The sequence below is a fragment of the Streptomyces sp. NPDC059455 genome (assembly GCF_042750115.1).
Classification (GTDB): domain Bacteria; phylum Actinomycetota; class Actinomycetes; order Streptomycetales; family Streptomycetaceae; genus Streptomyces; species Streptomyces endocoffeicus.
In genome coordinates, this window is record NZ_JBHYVB010000041.1 from 13,691 (window position 1) to 35,034 (window position 21,344).

Below are 21,344 nucleotides of genomic sequence, written 5' to 3' on the forward strand. Positions count from 1 at the left end.
GGCTGCGACGAGCCCCCGTCGCCGACCCCGCCGCGCGCTCGGGCTCTCCCGCCCGCGCGGCGCCGCCCGCCCCCCCCCCCCCGCGCCCGCCCCCCCCGGGCCAGCACCGCGCAGACCATCAGCTGCATCTGGTGGAAGAGCATCAGCGGCAGCACCGCCAGGCTCGCCTGGGCGCCGAAGAGCACACTCGCCATCGGCAGCCCGGCGGCCAGGCTCTTCTTGGACCCCGCGAACACGATCGTGATCCGGTCCGCGCGGACGAAGCCCAGCTTCCGCGAACCGTACGAGGTGAGCGTGAGCATCACCGTGAGCAGGACCGCCTCGACGCCGAGCAGGATCGCCAGCCGCGCCGGGGTCACCTGGTGCCAGATGCCCCGGACCATGCCCTCGCTGAACGCCGCGTAGACCACGAGCAGCACGGAGCCTCGGTCGACCAGCCGCAGCACCGCCCGGTGGCGCGAGATGAAGCCGCCGATCCAGCGGCGCAGCAGCTGACCGGCGAGGAAGGGGGCCAGCAGCTGAAGCCCGATCTTGATCATCGCGTCGGCCGAGAAGCCGCCTCCGCTGCCGCCCAGCAACAGCGCGACCAGCACCGGGGTGACCACCACGCCGAGCAGGCTGGAGAAGGAGCCCGCGCAGATCGCGGCGGCCACATTGCCCCGGGCGATCGAGGTGAAGGCGATGGAGGACTGGACCGTGGAGGGCACCAGGCACAGGAAGAGCAGCCCGGTGTAGAGGGGATGCGTCAGCACGTACGGCACCAGCCCGCGCGCGGCCAGGCCGAGGGCCGGGAAGATGACGAAGGTGCACACCAGCACGGTCAGATGGAGCCGCCAGTGGCGCACCCCGTCCAGCGCCTCACGGGTGGAGAGCCGGGCGCCGTAGAGGAAGAAGAGGAAGGCGACCGCGACCGTGGTGGCCCCGTCGGTGATGGTGGCGGCCCGGCCGCTGACCGGGAGCAGCACGGCGAGCGCCACGGTGCCGATGAGTCCGAGGATGAAACCGTCCAGGGGGAGCCAGGAGGGAAGGGCGGGAAGGGCGATTTTGCGCAGACGCAGGCGGTGCGGGCCCTGCGGGCGGTGCGGGCTGGGCATTCGTCCTCTTTCTCGCTCTTTCTCGGCTGGCCTGGCATTTTTGGACACGGACGGCGCCCCGTTCATCATGCTCCCGATCAAGGCCATCGGGAATCCCGTATACCGCTCTGACTGTCATCGCGTTCCGTGATGGCCTCGGCGTACAGTGGCCGCCATGTACGACCCCGCCCAGCTCCGGACGTTTCTCGCGGTGTCCCAGACCCTCAGCTTCACCCAGGCCGCCGACCGCCTCGGGGTGCGCCAGTCCACCGTGAGCCAGCAGGTGCGCAAGCTGGAGGCGGCCGTGGGGCGGCAGCTCTTCGCCCGCGACACCCACGGGGTGGAGCTGACCGAGGACGGCGAGGCGATGCTGGGGTTCGCCCGCTCCATTCTGGAGGCGAACGAGCGGGCGGCGAGCTGGTTCCGGGGCACCCGGCTGCGCGGCCGGCTGCGCTTCGGCGCCTCGGAGGACTTCGTGGTGACCCGGCTGCCGGAGATCCTGGAGGGGTTCCGCCGCGACCATCCCGAGGTGGACCTGGAGCTCACCGTCGAGCTGTCGGGCACGCTGCACGAGCGGCTGGAGGCGGGCAAGCTGGATCTGGTGCTGGCCAAGCGGTCCGAGGACCGGCCGGGCGGGCAGTTGGTGTGGCGGGACCGGCTGGTGTGGATCGGCGCCGAGCGGCTGCGGCTGGATCCGGACCGTCCGCTCCCCCTGATCGTCTTCCCGCCACCGGGGCTGACCCGGGCCCGCGCGCTGGATGTGCTGGAGCGACACGGCAGGTCATGGCGGATCGTATGCACCAGTGGCAGTCTCAATGGCCTGGTCGCGGCGGCCCGCGCCGGGCTCGGGGTGATGGCTCACACCCATGGCCTGATTCCGCCGGGCCTGGCGCCGGTCCCCGAACGGGCCGGGCTGCCGGACCTCGGCCCGGTGGATTTCGTACTGTTGTACGGAAAGAGTCGGCGGGAGGACGCCTCGCACGCCGCCGCGGAGCGACTCGCCGCCGCGATCCTGGCCGGGCCTGTGCCACGATCGGAGAGATTTCGTGCAGAAGACCGTTACATATGAGCCACACACGCGACGCATAGGACCAGACTCCACGCAATCCGCCCTCGCCAACGCCTGATTGATGCCCTTTCACCTCACTGTCCGCCCGGCATTCCGTACGTTCCGGGCACAAAACACCTCTCCCGCATCGGGGGCCGGATCGGGTACGGTCGCGGCGCTGTGCCCAGCGGCTTCAAGGAGCAGGTATTGCGCGAGTTCACCGTCCCCCCGTTGGCGACGCCCCCTCAGGCCGGAGGACTGGCGGACGCCGTCTTCGACCATGCGGACTCCGACCCCCTCCGGGTTGCACTGGCGCGCAAAACGGCGGACGGCGGCTGGCAGAACGTGACCGCGGGCCAGTTCCGGGACGAGGTGACGGCTCTCGCCAAGGGCCTGCTGGCCCGTGGTGTCCGGTTCGGCGACCGCGTCGCCATCATGTGCCCCACCCGCTATGAGTGGACGCTCTTCGACTTCGCCCTGTGGACCATCGGCGCCCAGAGCGTCCCGCTGTACCCCACCTCCTCCGCCGAGCAGGTCTGCTGGATGCTGCATGACGCGGGGGTCTCCGCCTGTGTCGTGGAGCATGAGGACCATGCGATGACGGTCGGCTCGGTGGTCGGCCGGCTGCCGCATCTGAGGCAGCTGTGGCAGCTGGACGCGGGGGCGCTGGAGGAGCTGCTGGCGGCCGGGGAGTCCGTCGAGGACGATCTGGTGGAACGGCACCGGCTGGCCGTGACCCCCGAGCAGCCCGCGACCATCATCTACACCTCGGGCACCACGGGCCGCCCCAAGGGCTGTGTGATCACCCACGCCAATCTGATGGCGGAATGCGACAACATCGTCGAGCGGTACGAGGAGGCCTTCCACTCCAAGCGGGGCGACGAGGCCGCCACCCTGCTCTTCCTCCCGCTCGCCCATGTCTTCGGCCGGATGGTGGAGGTCGCCGCCATCCGCGGCAGGGTCAAGCTCGGTCACCAGCCCAAGCTCTCGGCCGCCGCGCTGCTGCCCGATCTGAAGACGTTCCGGCCGACCTTCATCCTCGCGGTGCCGTACATCTTCGAGAAGGTGTTCGCGGCGGCGCGCCGCAAGGCCGAGGCGGACGGCAAGCTGGGGGTGTTCGAGAAGGCCGTGGACGTGGCGGTGCGGTACGCGGAGGCGCAGGAGGCCAAGGCGTTCGGCACCGGGCCGGGTCCGGGCGCCGCGCTGCGGGTGCAGCACGGGTTCTTCGAGAAGGCCGTCTACGGCAAGGTGCGCGCCGCGATGGGCGGCCGGGTGCGGCACGCGATGTCGGGCGGTTCGGGCATGGAGCGGCGGCTCGGCCTGTTCTTCGCGGGCGCGGGCGTCATCATCTACGAGGGCTACGGCCTCACCGAGTCCACCGCCGCCGCCACCGCCAACCCGCCCGAGCAGACCCGCTTCGGCACGGTCGGCGTGCCGATCCCCGGCACCACGGTCCACCTCGCCGACGACGGCGAGGTGTGGGTGCGCGGCGGCCAGGTCTTCGAGGGCTACCTCGGCGATCCCAAGGCGACCGACGCGGTGCTGCGCGACGGCTGGCTGGCCACCGGCGACCTGGGCACGCTGGACGACGACGGCTATCTCACCATCACCGGGCGGAAGAAGGAGATCCTGGTGACCTCCAGCGGCAAGTCGGTCGCCCCGGCGGGCCTGGAGGAGCGGGTGCGGGCGCATCCCCTGGTGGCCCAGTGCATCGTGGTGGGCAATGACCGCCCGTATGTCGCGGCGCTGGTCACCCTGGACTCGGAGGCGGTCGCGCACTGGCTGACGATGCGCGGCAAGCCGGAGCTGCCGCCGGGCGAGCTGGTCCGGGACCCCGATCTGGAGACCGAGATCCGGCGGGCGGTGGTCGCGGCGAACACCACCGTTTCCCAGGCGGAGTCGATTCGCACCTTCCGGATACTTGCCGCGCAGTTCTCCGAGGAGCATGGTCTGCTGACGCCGTCGCTGAAATTGAAGCGAAAGGCCATCGAACAGGCGTACGCCGTCGAGGTCGAGGCGCTGTACAACACCTGAGCCGCGAAGGGGGCACGAAATGATCGATGTCATTCTCCCCGAACTTCCCGAACGCGAACTGGCCCTGCTGTCCGAGGAGACACCCCAGCCCAGCGGCCCGAGGCTGGCCGGGCGGGTGGTCCTGGGCGGGCCGGTGGCCTTACCGGTCACGGCCGACCTGGTCGGACCGGATCCGGAGCTGCTGGACTTCCTTCGTACCGAGGCGGACAACGCCGTCTATCACCTGGTGCATCTGTCGGTGACCTGCGCCCGGGACGCGCCGGACCCCGCCCTGCACTCGATCAATCTCGATATCGGCCTCACGGCGGAACCGGTGCGGCGGGGCACCGCGGCCTTCCAGCCGGTGGCCTGGTCCATGACCCCGCGCCAGCTCACCGCCGAGGTGACGGCATCGGTGCCGGCGGCCCACCTCGGCCCGCGGCTCGGATTCCAGGACGGTGGCGACACCGCCTTCGGCGAGCGGGTCTGTCTGGAGGCGCGGCGGGAGCTGCGCTCCGACCCGGGCTGGGAGATCCGGCACACCTCCGCGGTGCGCATCGGGGGTAAGTACCGGCTGGCCATGGTGGTGCGGGCACCGCGCGGGGCGGTGAGCCGGGCGGCGGTCGCGGTGGGCGCCACGGTGCGCGAGGGGCACACCCTGCACCGTTTCCGGGAGGAGCTCGAGGAACCGCTGCGCCTGGCCGCGCTTCAGTAGGGACGGACGCGGGGGGGCACAGAGCGGTACGAGCACAGGCGAGGAGCGACGGAACACGGTGGACGGCCAGGACGGGGACGGGCATCCGGCGCTGACGACCGAGGAGCTCGGGGAGTTGACGCGGGTCTTCCCGGTCGGCCCGTCCGCCGTGGCGCTGCTGCGGAGAGCGGGCTTCCCCGCCGAGCACATACCGGCGGCCGCCACGACCGCCGGGGAGTTCTGGTCCGCGGTGGCCGGGGCGGTCGCCGCGGGCCGGGTCGCGGACGGCAGGCTGCGCGTCCTGGCCGCCGCCTGCGTCTCCTATCCGCACAACGAGGTGTTCCGGGCCGCCTTACGGGAAGGGCCGGGCGGGCGCGGGGTCCGGCGGGTGCTGGTGACCGGCGCCGCCCCGGACGGCCAGGAGTTAGCCGCGGTCCGGCGGGCGGCCCATGGCGTCCTGACGGTGGACCGGTGCCCCGCCGCGGCCGCCACCGATCTGCGGCGGATCCTCACCGTACGCCCGGATGTGCTGCATCTGGTCTGCCGCCGCGAGGGGGGCGCGCTGGTCTTCGAGGACGGCGACGGGCGGGCGCATCACACACCGGCCGCACGTCTGGCCGAGCTGCTGGCCGTCTACCGCCGGCTGACCGGCGCCCCGCTGCCCGGTGTGGTGCTCGGCTGCCCCGAGGGCGCGCCGCTGGCCGCGCTCTTCGCCGGGGCGGCCGAGGTGGTGGTCGCCCACCGCGGACCGCTGGACGGCGCGGCGTCGGCGGCCTTCGCGGGCGGGCTCTACGGTCTGCTGGGCGAGGCGCCCACGCTGGAGCGGGCGGCGCGGCGGGCGGCGGAGCGCCTCGGGCGGGACGGGGACGGCGTGTTGATCCTGCGCGGGCGACCCTGGTGAACGGGAATGACGGCAGACCGTTGATCGTTGGATCAGTTGGAAGCATGTAATCCACATCCGACGTAAGGATCGACTGCTCGTGAGCAAGGTCCCCTTCATCACGCTCAACAACGGCGTACGGATGCCGCAGCTCGGCTTCGGTGTCTGGCAGATCCCGGACGACGAGGCGCAGGTCGCGGTGCGCAACGCACTGGACGCCGGGTACCGAAGCATCGACACGGCCGCGATATACGGGAACGAGGAGGGCACGGGGAAGGGGCTCGCCGCGTCGGGCGTCGCGCGCGACGAGCTGTTCGTCACCACCAAGCTCCAGAACGCCGACCAGGGGTACGACTCGACCCTCCGCGCCTTCGACGCCTCGCTGACCAAGCTGGGCCTGGAGTATGTGGATCTCTACCTGATCCACTGGCCGCTGCCCGGGGTCGACAAGTACGTGGACACCTGGAAGGCGTTCGAGAAGATCTACTCCGAGGGCCGCGCCAAGGCCATCGGCCTGTCCAACTTCCACCCCGCCCACACCCAGCGGCTGCTCTCCGAGACCTCGATCGTCCCGGTGATCGACCAGATCGAGCTGCATCCGCAGCTGCCGCAGGCGGAGCTGCGCGCCTTCAACGCCCGCCATGACATCGCCACCGAGGCGTGGTCCCCGCTCGGCCAGGGCAAGGGCCTGCTGGCGGACCCGAAGCTGGCGGCGATCGCCGAGAAGCACGGGAAGACCCCGGCCCAGGTGGTGCTGCGCTGGCATCTGGACCTCGGCAATGTGGTGATCCCCAAGTCCGTGACCCCGTCGCGGATCAAGGAGAACATCGACGTCTTCGACTTCCAGCTGGACTCCGAGGACCTGGCGGCGATCGACTCCCTCGAGACCGGCAACCGTCTGGGCTCGGACCCCGAGACCTTCAACGGCTGAGCCCGGGACCTTCAACAGCCGAGACCCTCAACGGCCGGGACCTTCGACAGCCGAGCCCGAGCGCTCCACCGGCTCCGCCGTTCCGTCCCGCCGCGCACCCCGCGGCGGGGCGGACCCGTATCCACCGTCACTCACCGTCCTGGCATATCCCGGGCGCATGACCCCCCGTACGAGGCCGATGCGGCCCACCGAGCGAGCCACGTCCCCGGCAATTACGCTTGGCGCCCAGATGGGCACACAGCGTGACCATATTCCTAGCCGAGGAGACCGAAGATGTCCCGCAGACGCCGTCACGGCCTTGAGCTGGCCGCCGGTTGCACCGTCGCGATAGCCGCCCTCTTCCTGGGGAGCGGCATACCCGCGGTGGCCGACCCCGGTGAACCCTCCCCCCGCCCCCGGAGGGAGGTGCCCCCCGAGATGCTGGCCTCGATGCAGCGCGATCTGGGCCTGACGGCCGATGAGGCGCGGATGCGGATATCCAATGAGTACCGGGCCGGAGAGGCCGAACCGGGGCTGCGCAAGAGCCTGGGCAGCTCCTATGGCGGCGCGTGGGTGTCCGGCAACACCGCCGAACTCACCGTGGCCACCACCGACAAGGAGCAGAGCGCCACCATCACGGCCGGCGGCGCCAAGCCCGCCGTCGTCAAGCACAACCTCAAGGCCCTCGTCGACGCCAAGCAGGCCCTGGACCGCACCGCCGCCGAGCGCCCCCCGGCCGCCGATGTCGCCTCCGCCTGGTACGTGGACGTCAAGACCAACAGCGTCGTGGTGCAGTCGGCCGAGCCCACCGAGGCGGCCGCCTTCGTCGCCGCGAGCGGCGCGGACCGCGAGGTGGTACGGATCGTGGAGTCGGCCGAGCGGCCGAGCCCGCTGTACGACCTGCGCGGCGGGGAGGCGTTCTACATCAACGACGCCGCCCGCTGCTCGATCGGCTTCTCGGTGACCAAGGCCGAGCAGAACGGCTTCGTCACCGCCGGCCACTGCGGCAGCCAGGGCGACACCACCGCCGGCTTCAACCGGGTGGCGCAGGGCACCTTCCAGGGCTCCAGCTTCCCCGGCAACGACTACGCGTGGGTGGCCACCAACGCCGACTGGACCCCGCAGCCGTGGGTGATCGGCCCCGAGGGCACCAACGTCACCGTCGCCGGCTCCCAGGAAGCGCCGGTGGGTTCGTCCGTCTGCCGCTCCGGCTCGACGACCGGCTGGCACTGCGGCACCATCCAGCAGCACGACACCAGCGTGCAGTACCCCCAGGGCACGGTCAGCGGGGTCACCCGCACCAATGTCTGCGCCGAGCCGGGTGACTCCGGCGGCTCGTTCATCTCGGGCAGCGAGGCGCAGGGCGTCACCTCCGGCGGCTCCGGCAACTGCACCGTCGGCGGCACGACGTACTACCAGCCGGTGAACCCGATCCTGACGACCTACGGGCTCACCCTCACCACCGGCTGAGGCCGGGGCGCGGAGGCCGCCGCGGTCGAGCGGACCGCGGCGGCCTCACGCGTGTCCGGCGCTCCTCGACGTGACCGGCACTCCTCGACGTTCACCGGCACACCTTGATGTGTTCGGAGCACCTTGACCAATCCGCACCCGTCCGGGCGACGAATGAGGTACGACACCTCCGTGTGCGCCGCATCATTCCCGGAAGGACGGCCCGTGAGAGAACCCGTGTATATCGGCGGACCCGCCGCGCGCGGACCGGACCTCGAAGAGTTGCTCCAGATGGTGGCCCGGGGGGACCAGAACGCGTTCGCGGCCCTCTACGACGCCGTCAGCGGGCCGGTCCTGGGGCTGACGCGCAGTCTGCTGCGCGACCCGGCCCAGGCCGAGGAGGTCACACAGGAGGTCCTGGTCGAGGTGTGGCGGTCCGCGGCGCGGTTCGAACCGGGCCGGGGCAGCGCCATGTCCTGGATCATGACGGTGGCGCACCGGCGCGCCGTGGACCGGGTGCGCTCGGCGCAGGCCGCCTCCGACCGCGAGGAGCGCGCCGCGCTGCTGTCCCGTACCCCGGCGTTCGACGAGGTGACCGAGCAGGTGGAGGCCAGGCTCGAGCGCGAGCAGGTGCGCCGGTGCATGCGGACGCTGACCGAGCTGCAGCGGCAGTCGGTGACGCTCGCCTACTACCGGGGCCGCTCCTACCGTGAGGTGGCGGAGCTGCTGTCGCTGCCGCTCGGGACCGTGAAGACCAGACTCCGGGACGGGCTCATCCGGCTCCGGGACTGCATGGGGGTCGGCGCATGACCAGAGCGGATCTGCACACCTTGACCGGGGCGTACGCGGTGAACGCCCTCTCGGGGCGGGAGTTGAGCGAGTTCGAGCGGCATCTGGCGATCTGTGACGCCTGCCGTCAGGAGGTTGGGGAGCTGCGGGAGACCGCCGCCAAGCTGGCGGTGGCCACGTCCCTGACCCCGCCGCCGACGATGAAGGACGATGTGCTGCGGCGGATCGCCACGGTCCGCCAGGAGCCGCCCCGGGTGGCGGCGCGGGAGGCCCGGGAGTCCCACGCGGGCCCCCGGCGGCGCACCGGGCGGCGGGCGATGAACTTCGCGCTGGCGGCCTGTGTGGCCGCTGCCGCCCTGTGCGGCGGGGCCGCGGTGTGGCAGTACCGGCAAGCGTCCGACGCCCGCGACACCGCCCGCCGCTCCGAGCAGCGGGTGGCCCAGGCGGAGGAGATGACCCAGGTGCTGGCCGCGCCCGACGCGCACAGCCGCAGCGGCCGGATGACGGACGGCTCGACCGGCACGGTGGTGGTCTCACGCGGGCTGAACAAGGCGGTGTTCCTCGCCTCGGGGCTGCCCGAGCCGCCCGCCGGGCGGATCTACCAGCTGTGGTTCAGCGACGGCGGCACGATGCGCCCGGCCGGTCTGATGGACTCCTCGGGCCGGAACACGGCGGCGGTCATGAGCGGCGCGGTCGGGAAGGCGTCGGCCATGGGGGTGACGGTCGAGCCCGCCGGAGGGTCGAAGGCCCCGACGAGCGATCCGCTGGTCCTGTTGACGTTCCCCTCGGCGTGAGCGGACCACATCGGCCGTTATCAGATGACATCGGGTGATACGGGGCGCGAAGCCGCCGATCCGCGGGGCCGGGTGGGGTAAGGGAGAGGGATGAGCACGTCCCTCTCCGTCTTCACCTCCGATCTGCGGCTGTCCGACAACCCCGTGCTCCGCGCCGCGCTGCGCGCCGCCGAGCGGGTCGTGCCGCTGTTCGTCGTGGACCGTGGCCTGGCCCGGACGGGGTTCGCGGTCCCCAACCGGGTGGCGTTCCTCGCGGACGCCCTGGCCGATCTCGACGCGGGGCTGCGCGAGCGCGACGGGCGGCTGGTGGTCCGCCGGGGGGACGCGGTGGCGGAGATCCTGCGGGCGGCACGGCAGGCGGACGCGGACGAGGTGCATATCGCGGGCGGGGTGAGCGGCTACGCCGCCCGCCGCGAGCGGCGGCTGCGCGAGGCGCTGGAGGCGGACGGACGGCGGCTGCGGGTGCACGGCGCGGTGGTGACGGCGGTGGAGCCGGGCGAGGTGACCCCGGCGGGCAAGGACCACTTCGCGGTCTTCACCCCGTACTTCCGCGCCTGGCAGCGGGCCGGGCAGCGCAGGCCGCTCACCGCGCCGCGCACGGTGAGCGTGCCGTCCGGGCTGCGCTCGGAGCCGGTGGCGACGGTCACCTCGCTCGCCTCCGGCAGCCCCTCCCCCGGGCTGCCTGAGGGCGGGGAGACGGCGGGCCGCCGCCGTGTGCGCTCCTGGTGGCGGTCGGGGTTGGGGAGCTACGCCGACCGGCAGGACGATCTGGCGGGCGACGCCACCTCCCGGCTCTCCCCGTATCTGCACTTCGGCTGTCTGTCCCCGGTGGAGCTGGTGCACCGGGCGCGGGAGGCGGGCGGCGCGGGCGCCGACGCCTTCGTACGGCAGCTGGCCTGGCGGGACTTCCACCACCAGGTGCTGGCCGCCCGGCCGGACGCCTCGTACGCCGACTACCGTCCGCGGGGCGACCGGTGGCGCGAGGACGCGTCGGAGGTCGCGGCCTGGAAGGCGGGGCGCACCGGCTATCCGCTGGTGGACGCGGGGATGCGGCAGCTGCGCCACGAGGGCTGGATGCACAACCGGGCGCGGCTGCTGGTGGCGAGCTTCCTCACCAAGACGCTCTACCAGGACTGGCGGATCGGCGCCCGGCACTTCCTGGAGCTGCTGGTGGACGGGGATGTGGCCAACAACCAGCTGAACTGGCAGTGGGCGGCGGGCACCGGCACCGACACCCGCCCGAACCGGGTCCTCAATCCGCTGGCGCAGGCCCGGCGGTTCGACCCGGACGGCGCGTATGTGCGGCGCTGGGTGCCGGAGCTGGCCGCGGTGACCGGCTCCGGCGTCCATACGCCCTGGCGGCTGCCGGAGGCCGAGCGGGACCGGCTGGACTACCCGGACCCGATCGTGGACCTCCAGGCGGGGCTGGCCCGCTTCCGGCACGCCCGGGGGTGACACCGGGGCCGCCGGCCGGTCTACGGGGTGTCCGGCGGACCACGCGGCGGAGCCGCATATCGTCAGGTGTCGGGAAGGGGCGGGGAGGGGAACAGCCCGCCGCAGGGGCCAAGATCCGCCGGACACCCCCCTAGTCGGCACGGGCGCCGTGCTGCGGGGCGATCTCCTCGATCCGGCCGGCGAGCTCGAAGTCGAGCGCGGTCACCTTGCCGCCGACGCTGTGGGTGTTCACCGTGACGCCCACCTTGTTGTAGCCGAGGGTGAGGTCGGAGTGATGGTCGAGCTCCTCCTGGATGGTGGCGATCTCCGCCACCATCCCGGCCGCCTGTGGATGGCCCTTAAACACATATGTCCGCGAGAGCTGGTCGTCCGCGAACGACCAGCCGGGCAGCTGCTCCAGACGTCGTCGGATCTCCTGGTCGGTGAGCGGCTCGACCGCCATGACACATCCCTTCGTCGCGGGTGACCGGTGGCCCTTCCACCCTGCCATGGGCCCCGCCCGGCGTCGGTTACCTTCAGGTCATGACGACTGCCGCGCCGCCCCGGGTGGGCACACTGCTGCGCGAGTGGCGGGACCGCCGCCGGATCAGCCAGCTGGAGCTCGCGCTGCGCGCCGACTCCTCGGCCCGCCACATCAGCTTCATCGAGACCGGCCGGTCGCGGCCCAGCCAGGAGATGGTGCTCCGGCTCGCCGACCACCTCGACGTCCCCGTCCGCGAGCGCAACGCCCTGCTGATCGCCGCCGGTTACGCCCCGCACTATCCGGAGCGGTCGGTGGACGACCCGTCGATGAGCGCCCTGCGCGACTCCCTGGAGCGGCTGCTGACCGGCTATGAGCCGTATCCGGCGCTGGTGGTGGACGGCACCTATGAGGTGCTGGCGGCCAACCGGGGCATCGCGGCGCTCCTGGAGGGGGTGGCGGAGCATCTGCTGCGGCCCCCGCTGAACGCGATGCGCCTCACCCTCCACCCCGAGGGGCTCGCCCCGCGCATCCGCAACCTCCGCGAATGGCGTGGCCATCTGCTGGACCAGATGGACCGGCAGCTGGCGCTGATGCGCTCCACGCCGCTGCGCGCGCTGTACGACGAGGTGGTGGCCTATCCGCTGCCCGGGACCGGCGGCCGGGAGACGGCGACCGCCGGGGACACTCCGCCCTTCGCGCTGCCGATGATGATCGAGCACGGCGGGGAGGTGCTGTCGTTCATCTCGACGATCGCGACCTTCAACACCCCCATGGACGTCACGGTCTCCGAGCTGGCCATCGAGACCTTCCTCCCGGCCGACCCGGAGACCGCCGCCGCCCTGGGCCGGTTCAGCCGGCCGTAGGGACGCGGTTTCAGCCGCTCGTAGGGACGCGGTTTCAGCCGCTCGTGGGGACCCGGTCCAGGAAGCCGAGGACGGAGCGGATCCGGCCGTCCTCGGCCAGGGTGATCACATCGGTCGCGGCGACCGGGGCGGAGCCGTCGGCCGTGGAGACCAGCTCCCAGGTGAAGCGGGCCATGTCGTGGTGGCCGTCCACGGCGCCGGTGAGCCGGAACTCATGGCCGGGGAACTGTTCCCGGGCCTCGGCGATGACGGCGGCCAGCTGCTCATGGCCACGCGCCTGCGCCAGCGGGTCGGTGTAGCCGCCGTCCTCGGTCCAGGCGGCGACCACCGCCTTGGCGAGGGCCTCGGGGCCGGTGGCGTTCCATGCCTCGAAGTAGCGGGCGACGGCGGTGTCGTACTGCGTCATCTGGTCACTCCTCCATGAAATCCCCTGGTGGGAACGGATCCCGGACCGGAGGGCGCCGGCCCGGAACCCGATGCCTCAACCCTGCCGCCGCCGTGCGCGGGGGTCGATTACCGCCGAGGTAATGGAGGCCGAGGTAGGCCGGGTAATGGAGGCCGGGTGACTCAGGACCGCTGGGACTCCACGAGCGCGATGGCCTCCTCCTTGGTGGCCACGGCGGGCGGCGAGCCCTCCAGCGGCTTACGAGCCGTCTCCTTCATCACCGCGGCGGCGACGATGCCGACGACCGCCGCGAGCATCGTGTAGTAGGCGGGCATCAGATCGTCCCCGGTGCTGCTGATCAGGCCCTCGGTCACCAGCGGCGTGGTGCCGCCGAAGAGCGAGACGGAGATGTTGAAGGCGATGGAGAGCGAGCCGTAGCGCACATTCGTCGGGAAGAGCGCGGGCAGCGAGGCGGACATCACGCTCACATACGGCAGCAGACACAGCCCCAGGAGCAGCAGCCCGGCGAAGACCGGGACGGTCCCGCCCTGCTTGATGAGCAGAAAGCACGGCACGGCGAGCACCAGGAAGCCGACCGAGCCGGCCATCAGCACGGGTTTGCGGCCGATGCGGTCGGAGAACCGGCCGACGAAGGTGATGGCCGCCATCAGCACCAGCATCACGATGATGATCGAGACCAGGGCGCTGGTGCTGCTGTAGTGGAGGGTGTCCGACAGATACGTCGGCATATAGGACAGCAGCATGTAGTCGGTGATGTTGTACGCGGCGACCAGCGCGATGCACAGCGCCATCGCGCGCCACTGGGTGCGGAACACCCGCCAGAACGGCAGGCTTTCGCGCTCGGCCGCGTTGGTGGAGCCCTCGTCCTCCAGCTTCTGGAACGCGGGGGTGTCATCCAGCTTCAGCCGCAGATACAGACCGACCAGCCCGATCGGCGCGGCGACCAGGAACGGAATGCGCCAGCCCCAGGAATCCATCGAGGAGTCGGTGAGCGTCACGGTCAGGATGGTCACCAGTCCGGCCGCCGAGGTGTAGCCGATCAGCGTGCCGAACTCCAGAAAGCTGCCGTAGTAGCCACGGCGCTTGTCGGGCGCGTATTCGGCGATGAAGGTCGAGGCGCCGCCATATTCCCCGCCGGTGGAGAAACCCTGGAGCATACGGAACAGGATGAGCAGCGCGGGCGACCAGAAGCCGATGGCGGCATAGCCGGGGATGAGTCCGATGGCGAGTGTGCTGGACGCCATCATGATCATGGTGAAGGACAGCACCTTCTTACGGCCGATCCGGTCGCCCAGCGGGCCGAAGAACAAACCTCCCACCGGACGGACCAGAAAGGCCACCGCGAAAGTCGCCAGGGAGGAGAGCACCTGGGCCGTGCCATTGCCGGACGGGAAGAACACTTTACCGATGGTGACCGCGAGATAGCTGTAGATCCCGAAGTCGAACCATTCCATGGCGTTTCCCAGCGCGGCGGCCTTCACCGCTTTCCGGACGGTCTTCTCCTCGGTGACCGTGATGTCGCTCCGACGCAGTGGAGGGTTCTTGCGTCGCTGGACGGCACGCCAGAGCAGGCGGTGCCGGGAGGGCGCGGACGCAGGGGCTTCGGCATCGGTTTGGACAGGCACAAGCAACTCTTTTCAGTGGACAGGCTTGTTGCGCATACCCGGCGACCGCCGCGGCATGCCCGGCGTGTCGCAGACCACCCAGGACGAGGACCACGGCGCTCAAGGAACGTTCGACCCCGGCCCGAGCCGGGGCAGGCATCTTCAGGGACACCCGGCGGGTTGCTTTACCGAAACTTGGCCTTCGCCAGACCTATCCACACAATCACACAACCCGTCACGCAGCGCCGAAAGGCGCCGAACTCAAGGGGACATCATGCTCTACGGCAATGCCCTCCGAAAGTCCATCAGTTCCTCCCCTACGACTCCTCTCATCGGCATCTACGACATGTACTCGGCGTCCATCGCCGCACGGCACTACAACGGCTTCTTCGTATCCGGATTCGGGTTCGCCGCATCGCATTACGGGCTTCCCGACATCGGCTTCATCGCCTGGCCCGACATGCTCGCCTTCGTGGAGCGGCTGCGGCTGGCCTTCCCCGAACAACATCTGCTCGTGGACATCGACGACGGCTATGTGGACCCCGAGGTCGCCTGCCATGTGGTGCAGCGGCTGGAGCGCACCGGGGCCTCCGGGGTGATCCTGGAGGACCAGCGGCGCCCGCGCCGCTGCGGCCACGCCGACGGCAAGCTGATCCTGCCGCTCGAGGAGTATCTCGAAAAGCTCCAGCTGGTGCTGAACAGCAGGACGGACCTGGTGGTGGTGGCACGTACGGACGCCACCGAGGAGTCCGAGATCCTGCGGCGCGCGGCCGCGCTGGCCGAGACCGACGCGGATGTCGTCCTCGTCGACGGGGTGCGCAGTGTGGAGTGGATCCGCAAGGTCCGTAAGGTCATCGGCGACAAGCCGCTGCTGTTCAATCAGATCGCGGGCGGGAAGTCGCCGCGGCTCTCGCTGTCCGAGCTGTCCGAACTCGGGGTGGATGTCGCCATCTACAGCACTCCGTGCCTGTTCGCCGCCCATGGCGCGATCGACGGGGCGCTGAGCGATCTCAAGACGGCGGACGGGCGGCTGCCGGACACCCGGGAGACCGGGGCCATCGGGGTCAAGGGCGCCACGGAGCTGCTGGAGAAGAACATCAGCAGGCACCACGGGGACCGTCAGCCCGTCAGGGTCGGATGACGAGGGTCGCGCGCATGTCCTCGACCTTCCTCGGGCCCGGCCCCGGCCGGCGCCGTAAGCCCCGCAAGGACATCCTTACGATCCGTCCGTCCACGGCGGGGCTCCTCCTCGCGGCCGCCGCGAGCGTGCTGTGCGCGGGCCCCGCGGCCCCCGCCAAGGCCGCGCCGCCGCCCACGGGCACCCCGCACGACGAGGACGGCGAACCGGAGGAGGCCGCACCGGCCTCCGACCAGCACAACGGCCTCTTGGTCATCGACAACTCCGGCGCCGACTCCTGGCTGGAGGTCGACCGCACCCTCAACACCCTGCTGCTGAGCCGTGGCACGGCGGGCAGCGACCACGACGGGGGCGGAGGCGCCATCGACGTCCTGGCCGGTGATATCACCGGCGCGGATCCGGTGCTGCCGCAGATCGGCCACCCGCCGTGGCAGGCCGGGGGCGGTGATTGATGTGAGACGGAGGTCCTGGCCACTGTCGTGGCCGGGCCGGCTCGGGAGGGCGGTGGACCCCTATGTCGCCGCCCTTCTCGGGACGGTCGCGCTGGCGGCGCTGCTGCCCGCGAGCGGGGCGGCGGCCACGGCCGTCGGCGATGCCGCGGACATCGCGATCGGGCTGCTGTTCTTCCTCTACGGTTCGCGGCTGTCCAGCCGCGAGGCGCTGAACGGGCTGCGGCAGTGGCGGCTGCACCTGGTGGTGGGCGGGAGCACCTTCGTGCTCTTCCCGCTGCTGGGGCTGGCCGCGGGCGGCCTCGCCCCGTTCCTCCTCACCGACCAGCTCTACACCGGTCTGCTCTTCCTGTGTGTGGTGCCCTCGACCGTCCAGTCGTCGGTCGCCCTCACCTCGACCGCCCGGGGCAATGTCCCGGCCGCGATCTGCGCGGGGACGTACTCCAGCCTGCTCGGCATGATCGTCACCCCGCTGCTCGCGGCGTGGCTGATCGGCTCGGATGTCCGCTTCTCGGCCGATGGGCTGCTGGCCATCGCCACCCAGCTGCTGCTCCCCTTCCTCGCCGGGCAGGCGCTGCGCCGCTGGACCGCGCCGTTCATCGGCCGTCACAAGAAGGTGCTCGCCCTGCTGGACCGGGGTTCGATCCTGCTCGTGGTCTACACGGCGTTCAGCCGGGGCATGACGGAGGGGATCTGGAACCAGATCACCCCGGCCCGGCTGCTCGCGCTGCTGGGGCTGGCCGCGGCCGTGCTGGGGCTGGCCCTCACCACGACGTCGTTCACCGCGCGGCGGCTGGGCTTCCGCCGGGAGGACCGCGTCACCATCGTCTTCTGCGGCTCCAACAAGTCGCTGGCCACGGGGCTGCCCATGGCCGCGGTGCTGTTCGGGGACGCGGCCGGGCCGGTGATCCTGCCGCTGATGCTCTTCCATCAGCTGCAGCTGATGGTGTGCGCGATCATCGCGGGCCGGTGGTCCCGGCGGGCGCCGGAGGCCGCCTCGGCTCAGGGGGAGCGCGTCCGGATCACGGAGGCGAGGGGGTAAACCGGGAGCGGGCGGCGGTTCAGCCGGGGCGGCTCAGGCGTGGCGGTTCAGCCGGGGCGGCTCAGGCGCAGCGGGCGATCACCACGATGGCGGCGTCGTCGTTGACGACCCCGCCGGTGTGCCGGAGCAGATCGGCGTGGAGATAGTCCACCAGCGACTGCGGGCCGCCGCCCTTCCAGCCCGCGAGCCGTTCCGGGAGCGGATAGAAGGCGCCGCTCTCGTTCCGGGCGTCGACGACGCCGTCGGTGTGCAGCACCAGAAGGTCGCCGTACTCGAAGCGGAACATCTCGACCTGGTAGTCCCGCTCCTTCGGCTCCTCGAGGCCCAGCGGCACCGCGGGCTCGTCCACGTCCAGCGTGGCGATCTCGCCCTTGTGGAGCAGGAGTGGTGGAGGGTGGCCGCAGTTCACCATCCCTGCCACCGGGCCGTCGTCGTAGACGTCCAGCACCACGGCGGTCACGAAGGACTCCAGGAAATGCCGCTCATCACCTCCGACGTGGCGCCAGTTCCAGCACATGGCGCTGCCCAGGTGGGCGGCGATGCCCGGCAGCGAGAGATTGCGGTACGCGGACCCCTGGAAGGCCCCGATCAGCACGGCGGCATCACCGATCGCGGCCAGCCCTTTTCCCCGTACGTCCCCGATGACCAGCCGGGTCGCGCCCTCGGTGCGGACGGCCGCGTACAGATCGCCGCCGATCTGCGCCTCCTCGTCGGCCGCGAGATACAGCGAGGCGATCCTCAGCTCCCCGATCCGTTCGGGCAGCGGCCGCAGCAGGACCTCCTGCGCCGCCACGGCCACTGAGCGCACCTGGCTCAGCCGGCGCCGGTGCCGGTCGGTGGCGTAGCGGAAGCTGGTCACCAGCCCCGAGATCACGATCAGGACGACGATCTGCGCCTCGTGGTTGGCGGTCGACAGACCGCCTTGCAACACACCGATGATGATCTGAGCCCCCACGGCGAGGGCTCCGATCACGGCGGTCCCGCCCGCGCCCGCGAAGGACGCGGTGATCGCGGGTGCCGCGATCAGAAAGGGGCCGAGGTGGACGGTCGGCGGCGAGGTGAGGTCGATCACCGTGACCGCCAGGATGATCACGAGCGGGACGGCGAAGAGCGCCCTGCTCGACCGCGTTTCCCCACCGATGCGGGTGAGGTCGGGCGAAACGCGCATACTTCTTGCTTACACCCGATACGGGCGCGGTGCGTTCAGACGGTGCTGTCGGCCGTGACGGCGGGGCCCGCCGACGTGACCGTAGGGGCCCTCTCCAGGCCCGCCGTCGTGACGTCGGGCGCCTTGGTCGGCCGTGGCTCGGCGGGCACCTCGGCCTCCGCCGGGGTCCGCGCCGCCGACGCCTCCGGGGCGGCCGGGGCCTCTGCCGCCGCCACCTCCGCAGGGGCGGTCGCCGCCTCCTCCTCCGGCACCTGGGGCCCGTCCGCCTCCTCCAGCCAGCGCCGCAGCACCTGGTGCACCCGCTCGGCCCCGACCAGTTCCTCCCCGGCCGCCACCGGCGGGGTCAGCCCGGCCGGCCACAGCAGAAAGGGGTGCCCCTGCTCCCCGCCGAGGCCGCCGTGCGAGCCGATCTGCTCCTCGAAGGCGTGCACCGTGCCGGGCGCCGGGTCGTAGGCGGAGTTGACCATGATGTCGGGGGTGTTCCGAAAGTGCGCGGTGCGCCGTACGGCGCTCTCGGCGCCCGGCCCGAAGAGCGTGAGCGGGCTCGCCCCGAAGACCTCCCCGGTGTCCAGCCGGTGCTCGGCCCCGTCCGCGCCCAGCACCACCGCGCCGTGCGCCTCGGACCGTACGAGCACGAAGCCCACGCCGGGGTGGTCGGCGAGTGTGCGCAGCAGCGCGGGGTGGCGGGCGTCGATCTGCTCACGGCTCATCCGCCCCGGTACGTCGGGGAAGGAGATCAGGCCGAGATTCCCGGAGGCGAGCACGATGGGATCGGAAACGGCGGTGTCACCGGCGCTACCGTCGTCAGCGACATCGGCGGGGGCCTCCCGCCCCCCGCACCACCCGTCCCCGTCCACCCCGGGCTTCTCCGGACGGTGCAGCGCCGCCCGCCCCGCCTCGCGGGCCTCCGCCCCGCTCGGGGTCCGCCCGGCCCGCCGCGAGACGGGCAGACCGCAGCCGGCCCGCACCAGGTCCTCCAGCCTCAGCCCGTACGCCCCCGCGAAGGTCTCGCCGGGGCTCTGCCCGTGGTCGGACAGCAGCACGATGCGGTAGTCGCGCGGGGCGTGTTCGGCGACCTTGGCGATCAGCGCGATGGAGCGGTCGAGCCGGGCGAGCACCTGCCGGGCGTCCCGGCTGCGCGGCCCCGAGTGGTGGGCCACCTCGTCGTAGGCCACGAGGTCGGCGTAGATCGCGGTACGGCCGGAGAGGATGTCCCCCATCACCGCCGTCACCACGACGTCCCGCTCCACGACGGTGGCGAACGCCCGGATGAACGGATACAGCCCGCCCCGCTTCACCCGGGGCGTCTCGCGGCGCAGCTTGGCGCGGGTGGACTGGCAGATCTCCCGGACCACCTCGGCGAGGAATGAGACGGCGGTGCGGGTGGCGTTGGCGGGGTCGGCGAAGTACGCGAAGTAGCCGGAGCGGGAGCGGTTGTGCTTACCGCGCCGCGCCGCGACCGAGAGGACCAGCGCGAGCTGATCGGCGCCGCCGGTGAAGAGGTTGCCCCGGCTGGCCCCGTCCACCGTGAGGAGTCCGTCGTGTCTCGCCCGGGCGGCGGCGCGGCGCTGGAGCACCGCCGCGCTGGTCGGCCGGTTGCTCACCATCACCTCCCCGGTCTTCTTCTCGTACCAGCGGAAGGCGGGCACGTCCTCGTTGGAGCCGTGCAGAATGCCGAGTTGGCTGGCGCCGGTCTGGCTGGACCAGTCGGTGCGCCAGGGCGTGACCTTGTGGGTGCTCTGGAGCCAGCCCGCGACGGTGGGCATCCCCGGGGGCCGGTTCTCGCGCTCCCGCAACGCCTCCCGGAGCACCGCGTGCCCCACCCCGTCGAGCTGCAGGAACACCGTCCCCGGGGGTTCGTCGCTCCCCCCGTCCTCACCGAGCCGCCGCCTGCGCCGCACGGCCAGCCGCGCCAGCCGCCGCCGGTAGGCGCCGTCGTCCCGCACGGTCAGGAAGGTGCTCGTGGCCGACGACGCGGCGGACATCACGGCCGCCACCACGACGGCGGTCTCCGGCTCGGCGGCGCCGCGCCCGTCCGGGTTCACACTGAGGGCGATCAGCAGCATCGAGCCGTTGAGCACGAACACCAGGAGCCCCAGCACCAACGCGGGCATCAGCAGCAACGCCCGTACGAGCAGCGGCCACACCAGCGCGCTGAGCACCCCGAAGGCCCCCGCGCCGCTGGCCGCCGTGATGGCGATCTGCGTCGCGGTGTCACCGTCACCTGACTTCAAGGAGAAGTCGGGGAGGATCCCGGCGAGCGCCAGCATCGTGAGCGTGGACACCGCCCACACCGCCGCCACCCGCAGCAGGGTTCCCCCCACGGTCTTCCATCGGGGCTTCTGCACGCCGCGCCCTCACTTCGCGTCACCGGCCCGCACCATGCGCGCGAACCGGCTTCAAGCGTGGCACAGCGCCCCCGCGACCCGGCGGACAGCGGGTTACCAGGACGGATCGATTCCGCTTACGGTGACCCATCAGTTCGCCAGGAGCGCGACGGGACGCGCTCGGCACTACGGGACCCGGGAACCGACCGGGCTACGCGGCCCGGGAACCGACCGGGCCAAGCGGACCAGGAACCGACCGGGCTACGGGGACCAGGAGTCGGCCGGATCGTCCAGCCACACCCGCTGACCGGCGGGGCCCGGCCCGACCGTAAGGCCGAAGCGGGCGTGGTCCGGCCTGCCATGACCGACCCACCACCCGTACGCGGCCTCGACCTCGTCCCACAGCCGACGCTCCCCCGCCTGCCAGACCCGCGCCTCCGCCTCCCCCTCACGGAACACGACGCACGCCCAGGAACGGTCGGTCAGCCCGTAGAACCACACGGCTCGCGCGCCCTCCTGCGGGACGGCCACGACCTGCACGCAATGCCGTACCCGGAGCCCCAGCACGAAGGGGAGAGCGGAATACGGCGGCGCGATGAACTCCCCCTCGGGGATGCCAGTGCCGGACATATCGGCGCCACCGCCCTCGTCCATGACGTAACGGTCGTGGGGGGGGGGGGGGGGGCGCCCCCCCCGCCCCCCCCCCCCGCCCCCCCGGGCGGGGGTCTACACCACCCCCGCCCCCCCCCGCCGCGCGCCCCCCCCCGCGCCCCCCCGCC

General features: G+C 71.9%; 20 protein-coding genes. 13 read left to right on the forward strand and 7 right to left on the reverse strand.

Annotated features, from left to right (window positions below; genetic code table 11):
• A partial coding sequence (locus tag ACFXB5_RS17115) for a bile acid:sodium symporter family protein (protein ID WP_385208227.1) occupies positions 1–1,094 on the reverse strand: 1,094 nt, incomplete at its 3' end.
• A gap of 154 nt (positions 1,095–1,248) precedes the next feature.
• Here ACFXB5_RS17115 and ACFXB5_RS17120 point away from each other — a divergent pair.
• From ACFXB5_RS17120 to ACFXB5_RS17160, 9 genes are all read left to right on the forward strand, one after another.
• Positions 1,249–2,142 carry a LysR substrate-binding domain-containing protein gene (locus tag ACFXB5_RS17120; protein ID WP_385208229.1) on the forward strand — a complete coding sequence of 298 codons (894 nt, stop codon included), beginning with the start codon at positions 1,249–1,251 and terminating at the stop codon, positions 2,140–2,142.
• Between the two features lie 186 nt (positions 2,143–2,328).
• A complete protein-coding gene (locus tag ACFXB5_RS17125) occupies positions 2,329–4,155 on the forward strand; it encodes an AMP-dependent synthetase/ligase (protein ID WP_385208345.1) in 1,827 nt (608 codons plus the stop codon).
• Positions 4,156–4,174: 19 nt separating this feature from the next.
• Positions 4,175–4,849, forward strand: coding sequence for a hypothetical protein (locus ACFXB5_RS17130; RefSeq protein ID WP_385208231.1), 675 nt, complete (start codon positions 4,175–4,177; stop codon positions 4,847–4,849).
• Between the two features lie 58 nt (positions 4,850–4,907).
• The gene (locus ACFXB5_RS17135) at positions 4,908–5,729 is read left to right on the forward strand and encodes an effector-associated domain EAD1-containing protein (protein WP_385208233.1); all 822 of its coding nucleotides are present in this window, start codon (positions 4,908–4,910) and stop codon (positions 5,727–5,729) included.
• Between the two features lie 79 nt (positions 5,730–5,808).
• Positions 5,809–6,639: an aldo/keto reductase gene (locus ACFXB5_RS17140; RefSeq protein ID WP_385208235.1), complete on the forward strand. Its 831-nt coding sequence runs from the start codon at positions 5,809–5,811 to the stop codon at positions 6,637–6,639.
• A 273-nt stretch (positions 6,640–6,912) separates the two neighbouring features.
• On the forward strand, positions 6,913–8,088 hold the full coding sequence (locus tag ACFXB5_RS17145; RefSeq protein WP_385208237.1) for a S1 family peptidase: 1,176 nt from the start codon (positions 6,913–6,915) through the stop codon (positions 8,086–8,088).
• 204 nt (positions 8,089–8,292) lie between these two features.
• The gene (locus tag ACFXB5_RS17150; protein WP_164432216.1) at positions 8,293–8,877 is read left to right on the forward strand and encodes a sigma-70 family RNA polymerase sigma factor; all 585 of its coding nucleotides are present in this window, start codon (positions 8,293–8,295) and stop codon (positions 8,875–8,877) included.
• Positions 8,874–9,650 (forward strand): anti-sigma factor domain-containing protein, encoded by a 777-nt coding sequence (locus ACFXB5_RS17155; RefSeq protein ID WP_385208239.1) that lies wholly within the window; start codon positions 8,874–8,876, stop codon positions 9,648–9,650. The genes ACFXB5_RS17150 and ACFXB5_RS17155 overlap by 4 nt, the downstream gene beginning before the upstream one ends.
• 90 nt (positions 9,651–9,740) lie before the next feature.
• Positions 9,741–11,105, forward strand: coding sequence for a cryptochrome/photolyase family protein (locus ACFXB5_RS17160; RefSeq protein WP_385208241.1), 1,365 nt, complete (start codon positions 9,741–9,743; stop codon positions 11,103–11,105).
• Between the two features lie 130 nt (positions 11,106–11,235).
• Here the strand turns inward: ACFXB5_RS17160 and ACFXB5_RS17165 are convergent, their stop codons facing one another.
• Positions 11,236–11,547 (reverse strand): 4a-hydroxytetrahydrobiopterin dehydratase, encoded by a 312-nt coding sequence (locus ACFXB5_RS17165; RefSeq protein ID WP_385208244.1) that lies wholly within the window; start codon positions 11,545–11,547, stop codon positions 11,236–11,238.
• Positions 11,548–11,627: 80 nt separating this feature from the next.
• On the opposite strand from ACFXB5_RS17165, the gene ACFXB5_RS17170 reads away from it, so the two are divergent.
• Complete coding sequence (locus tag ACFXB5_RS17170; protein WP_385208247.1) at positions 11,628–12,431, forward strand: helix-turn-helix domain-containing protein; 804 nt, start codon at positions 11,628–11,630, stop codon at positions 12,429–12,431.
• A gap of 34 nt (positions 12,432–12,465) precedes the next feature.
• Here ACFXB5_RS17170 and ACFXB5_RS17175 read toward each other — a convergent pair whose 3' ends face one another.
• Together ACFXB5_RS17175 and proP are read right to left on the reverse strand one after the other, a co-directional pair.
• Entirely contained in the window at positions 12,466–12,837 is a 372-nt protein-coding gene (locus ACFXB5_RS17175; protein ID WP_385208249.1) for a nuclear transport factor 2 family protein, read from the reverse strand.
• Between the two features lie 161 nt (positions 12,838–12,998).
• On the reverse strand, positions 12,999–14,462 hold the full coding sequence (gene proP, locus ACFXB5_RS17180) for a glycine betaine/L-proline transporter ProP (protein ID WP_385208251.1): 1,464 nt from the start codon (positions 14,460–14,462) through the stop codon (positions 12,999–13,001).
• 253 nt (positions 14,463–14,715) lie between these two features.
• On the opposite strand from proP, the gene ACFXB5_RS17185 reads away from it, so the two are divergent.
• Genes ACFXB5_RS17185 through ACFXB5_RS17195 form a run of 3 tightly spaced genes read left to right on the forward strand, consistent with a single transcriptional unit; the run spans position 14,716 to position 17,070 of the window.
• Positions 14,716–15,582, forward strand: coding sequence for an oxaloacetate decarboxylase (locus tag ACFXB5_RS17185; protein ID WP_385208254.1), 867 nt, complete (start codon positions 14,716–14,718; stop codon positions 15,580–15,582).
• A gap of 14 nt (positions 15,583–15,596) precedes the next feature.
• The gene (locus ACFXB5_RS17190) at positions 15,597–16,031 is read left to right on the forward strand and encodes a hypothetical protein (RefSeq protein WP_385208256.1); all 435 of its coding nucleotides are present in this window, start codon (positions 15,597–15,599) and stop codon (positions 16,029–16,031) included.
• A gap of 52 nt (positions 16,032–16,083) precedes the next feature.
• The gene (locus ACFXB5_RS17195; RefSeq protein WP_385208259.1) at positions 16,084–17,070 is read left to right on the forward strand and encodes a bile acid:sodium symporter family protein; all 987 of its coding nucleotides are present in this window, start codon (positions 16,084–16,086) and stop codon (positions 17,068–17,070) included.
• A 61-nt stretch (positions 17,071–17,131) separates the two neighbouring features.
• On the opposite strand, the gene ACFXB5_RS17200 is transcribed toward ACFXB5_RS17195, so the two are convergent.
• From ACFXB5_RS17200 to ACFXB5_RS17210, 3 genes are all read right to left on the reverse strand, one after another.
• Complete coding sequence (locus tag ACFXB5_RS17200) at positions 17,132–18,238, reverse strand: PP2C family protein-serine/threonine phosphatase (RefSeq protein ID WP_385208262.1); 1,107 nt, start codon at positions 18,236–18,238, stop codon at positions 17,132–17,134.
• A gap of 35 nt (positions 18,239–18,273) precedes the next feature.
• Positions 18,274–20,586 carry a phage holin family protein gene (locus ACFXB5_RS17205; protein WP_385208264.1) on the reverse strand — a complete coding sequence of 771 codons (2,313 nt, stop codon included), beginning with the start codon at positions 20,584–20,586 and terminating at the stop codon, positions 18,274–18,276.
• Positions 20,587–20,826: 240 nt separating this feature from the next.
• The gene (locus ACFXB5_RS17210) at positions 20,827–21,219 is read right to left on the reverse strand and encodes a hypothetical protein (protein ID WP_385208266.1); all 393 of its coding nucleotides are present in this window, start codon (positions 21,217–21,219) and stop codon (positions 20,827–20,829) included.
• Positions 21,220–21,344 lie beyond the last annotated feature (125 nt).

Bases quoted from the DNA above. Each gene is read 5' to 3' on its own strand.
- ACFXB5_RS17120 (WP_385208229.1), top strand. From the start codon at position 1,249: ATGTACGACCCCGCCCAGCTCCGGACGTTTCTCGCGGTGTCCCAGACC.
- ACFXB5_RS17130 (WP_385208231.1), top strand. From the start codon at position 4,175: ATGATCGATGTCATTCTCCCCGAACTTCCCGAACGCGAACTGGCCCTG.
- ACFXB5_RS17145 (WP_385208237.1), top strand. From the start codon at position 6,913: ATGTCCCGCAGACGCCGTCACGGCCTTGAGCTGGCCGCCGGTTGCACC.
- ACFXB5_RS17155 (WP_385208239.1), top strand. From the start codon at position 8,874: ATGACCAGAGCGGATCTGCACACCTTGACCGGGGCGTACGCGGTGAAC.
- ACFXB5_RS17160 (WP_385208241.1), top strand. From the start codon at position 9,741: ATGAGCACGTCCCTCTCCGTCTTCACCTCCGATCTGCGGCTGTCCGAC.
- ACFXB5_RS17165 (WP_385208244.1), bottom strand. From the start codon at position 11,547: ATGGCGGTCGAGCCGCTCACCGACCAGGAGATCCGACGACGTCTGGAG.
- ACFXB5_RS17170 (WP_385208247.1), top strand. From the start codon at position 11,628: ATGACGACTGCCGCGCCGCCCCGGGTGGGCACACTGCTGCGCGAGTGG.
- ACFXB5_RS17175 (WP_385208249.1), bottom strand. From the start codon at position 12,837: ATGACGCAGTACGACACCGCCGTCGCCCGCTACTTCGAGGCATGGAAC.
- ACFXB5_RS17185 (WP_385208254.1), top strand. From the start codon at position 14,716: ATGCTCTACGGCAATGCCCTCCGAAAGTCCATCAGTTCCTCCCCTACG.
- ACFXB5_RS17190 (WP_385208256.1), top strand. From the start codon at position 15,597: ATGTCCTCGACCTTCCTCGGGCCCGGCCCCGGCCGGCGCCGTAAGCCC.
- ACFXB5_RS17200 (WP_385208262.1), bottom strand. From the start codon at position 18,238: ATGCGCGTTTCGCCCGACCTCACCCGCATCGGTGGGGAAACGCGGTCG.
- ACFXB5_RS17210 (WP_385208266.1), bottom strand. From the start codon at position 21,219: ATGGACGAGGGCGGTGGCGCCGATATGTCCGGCACTGGCATCCCCGAG.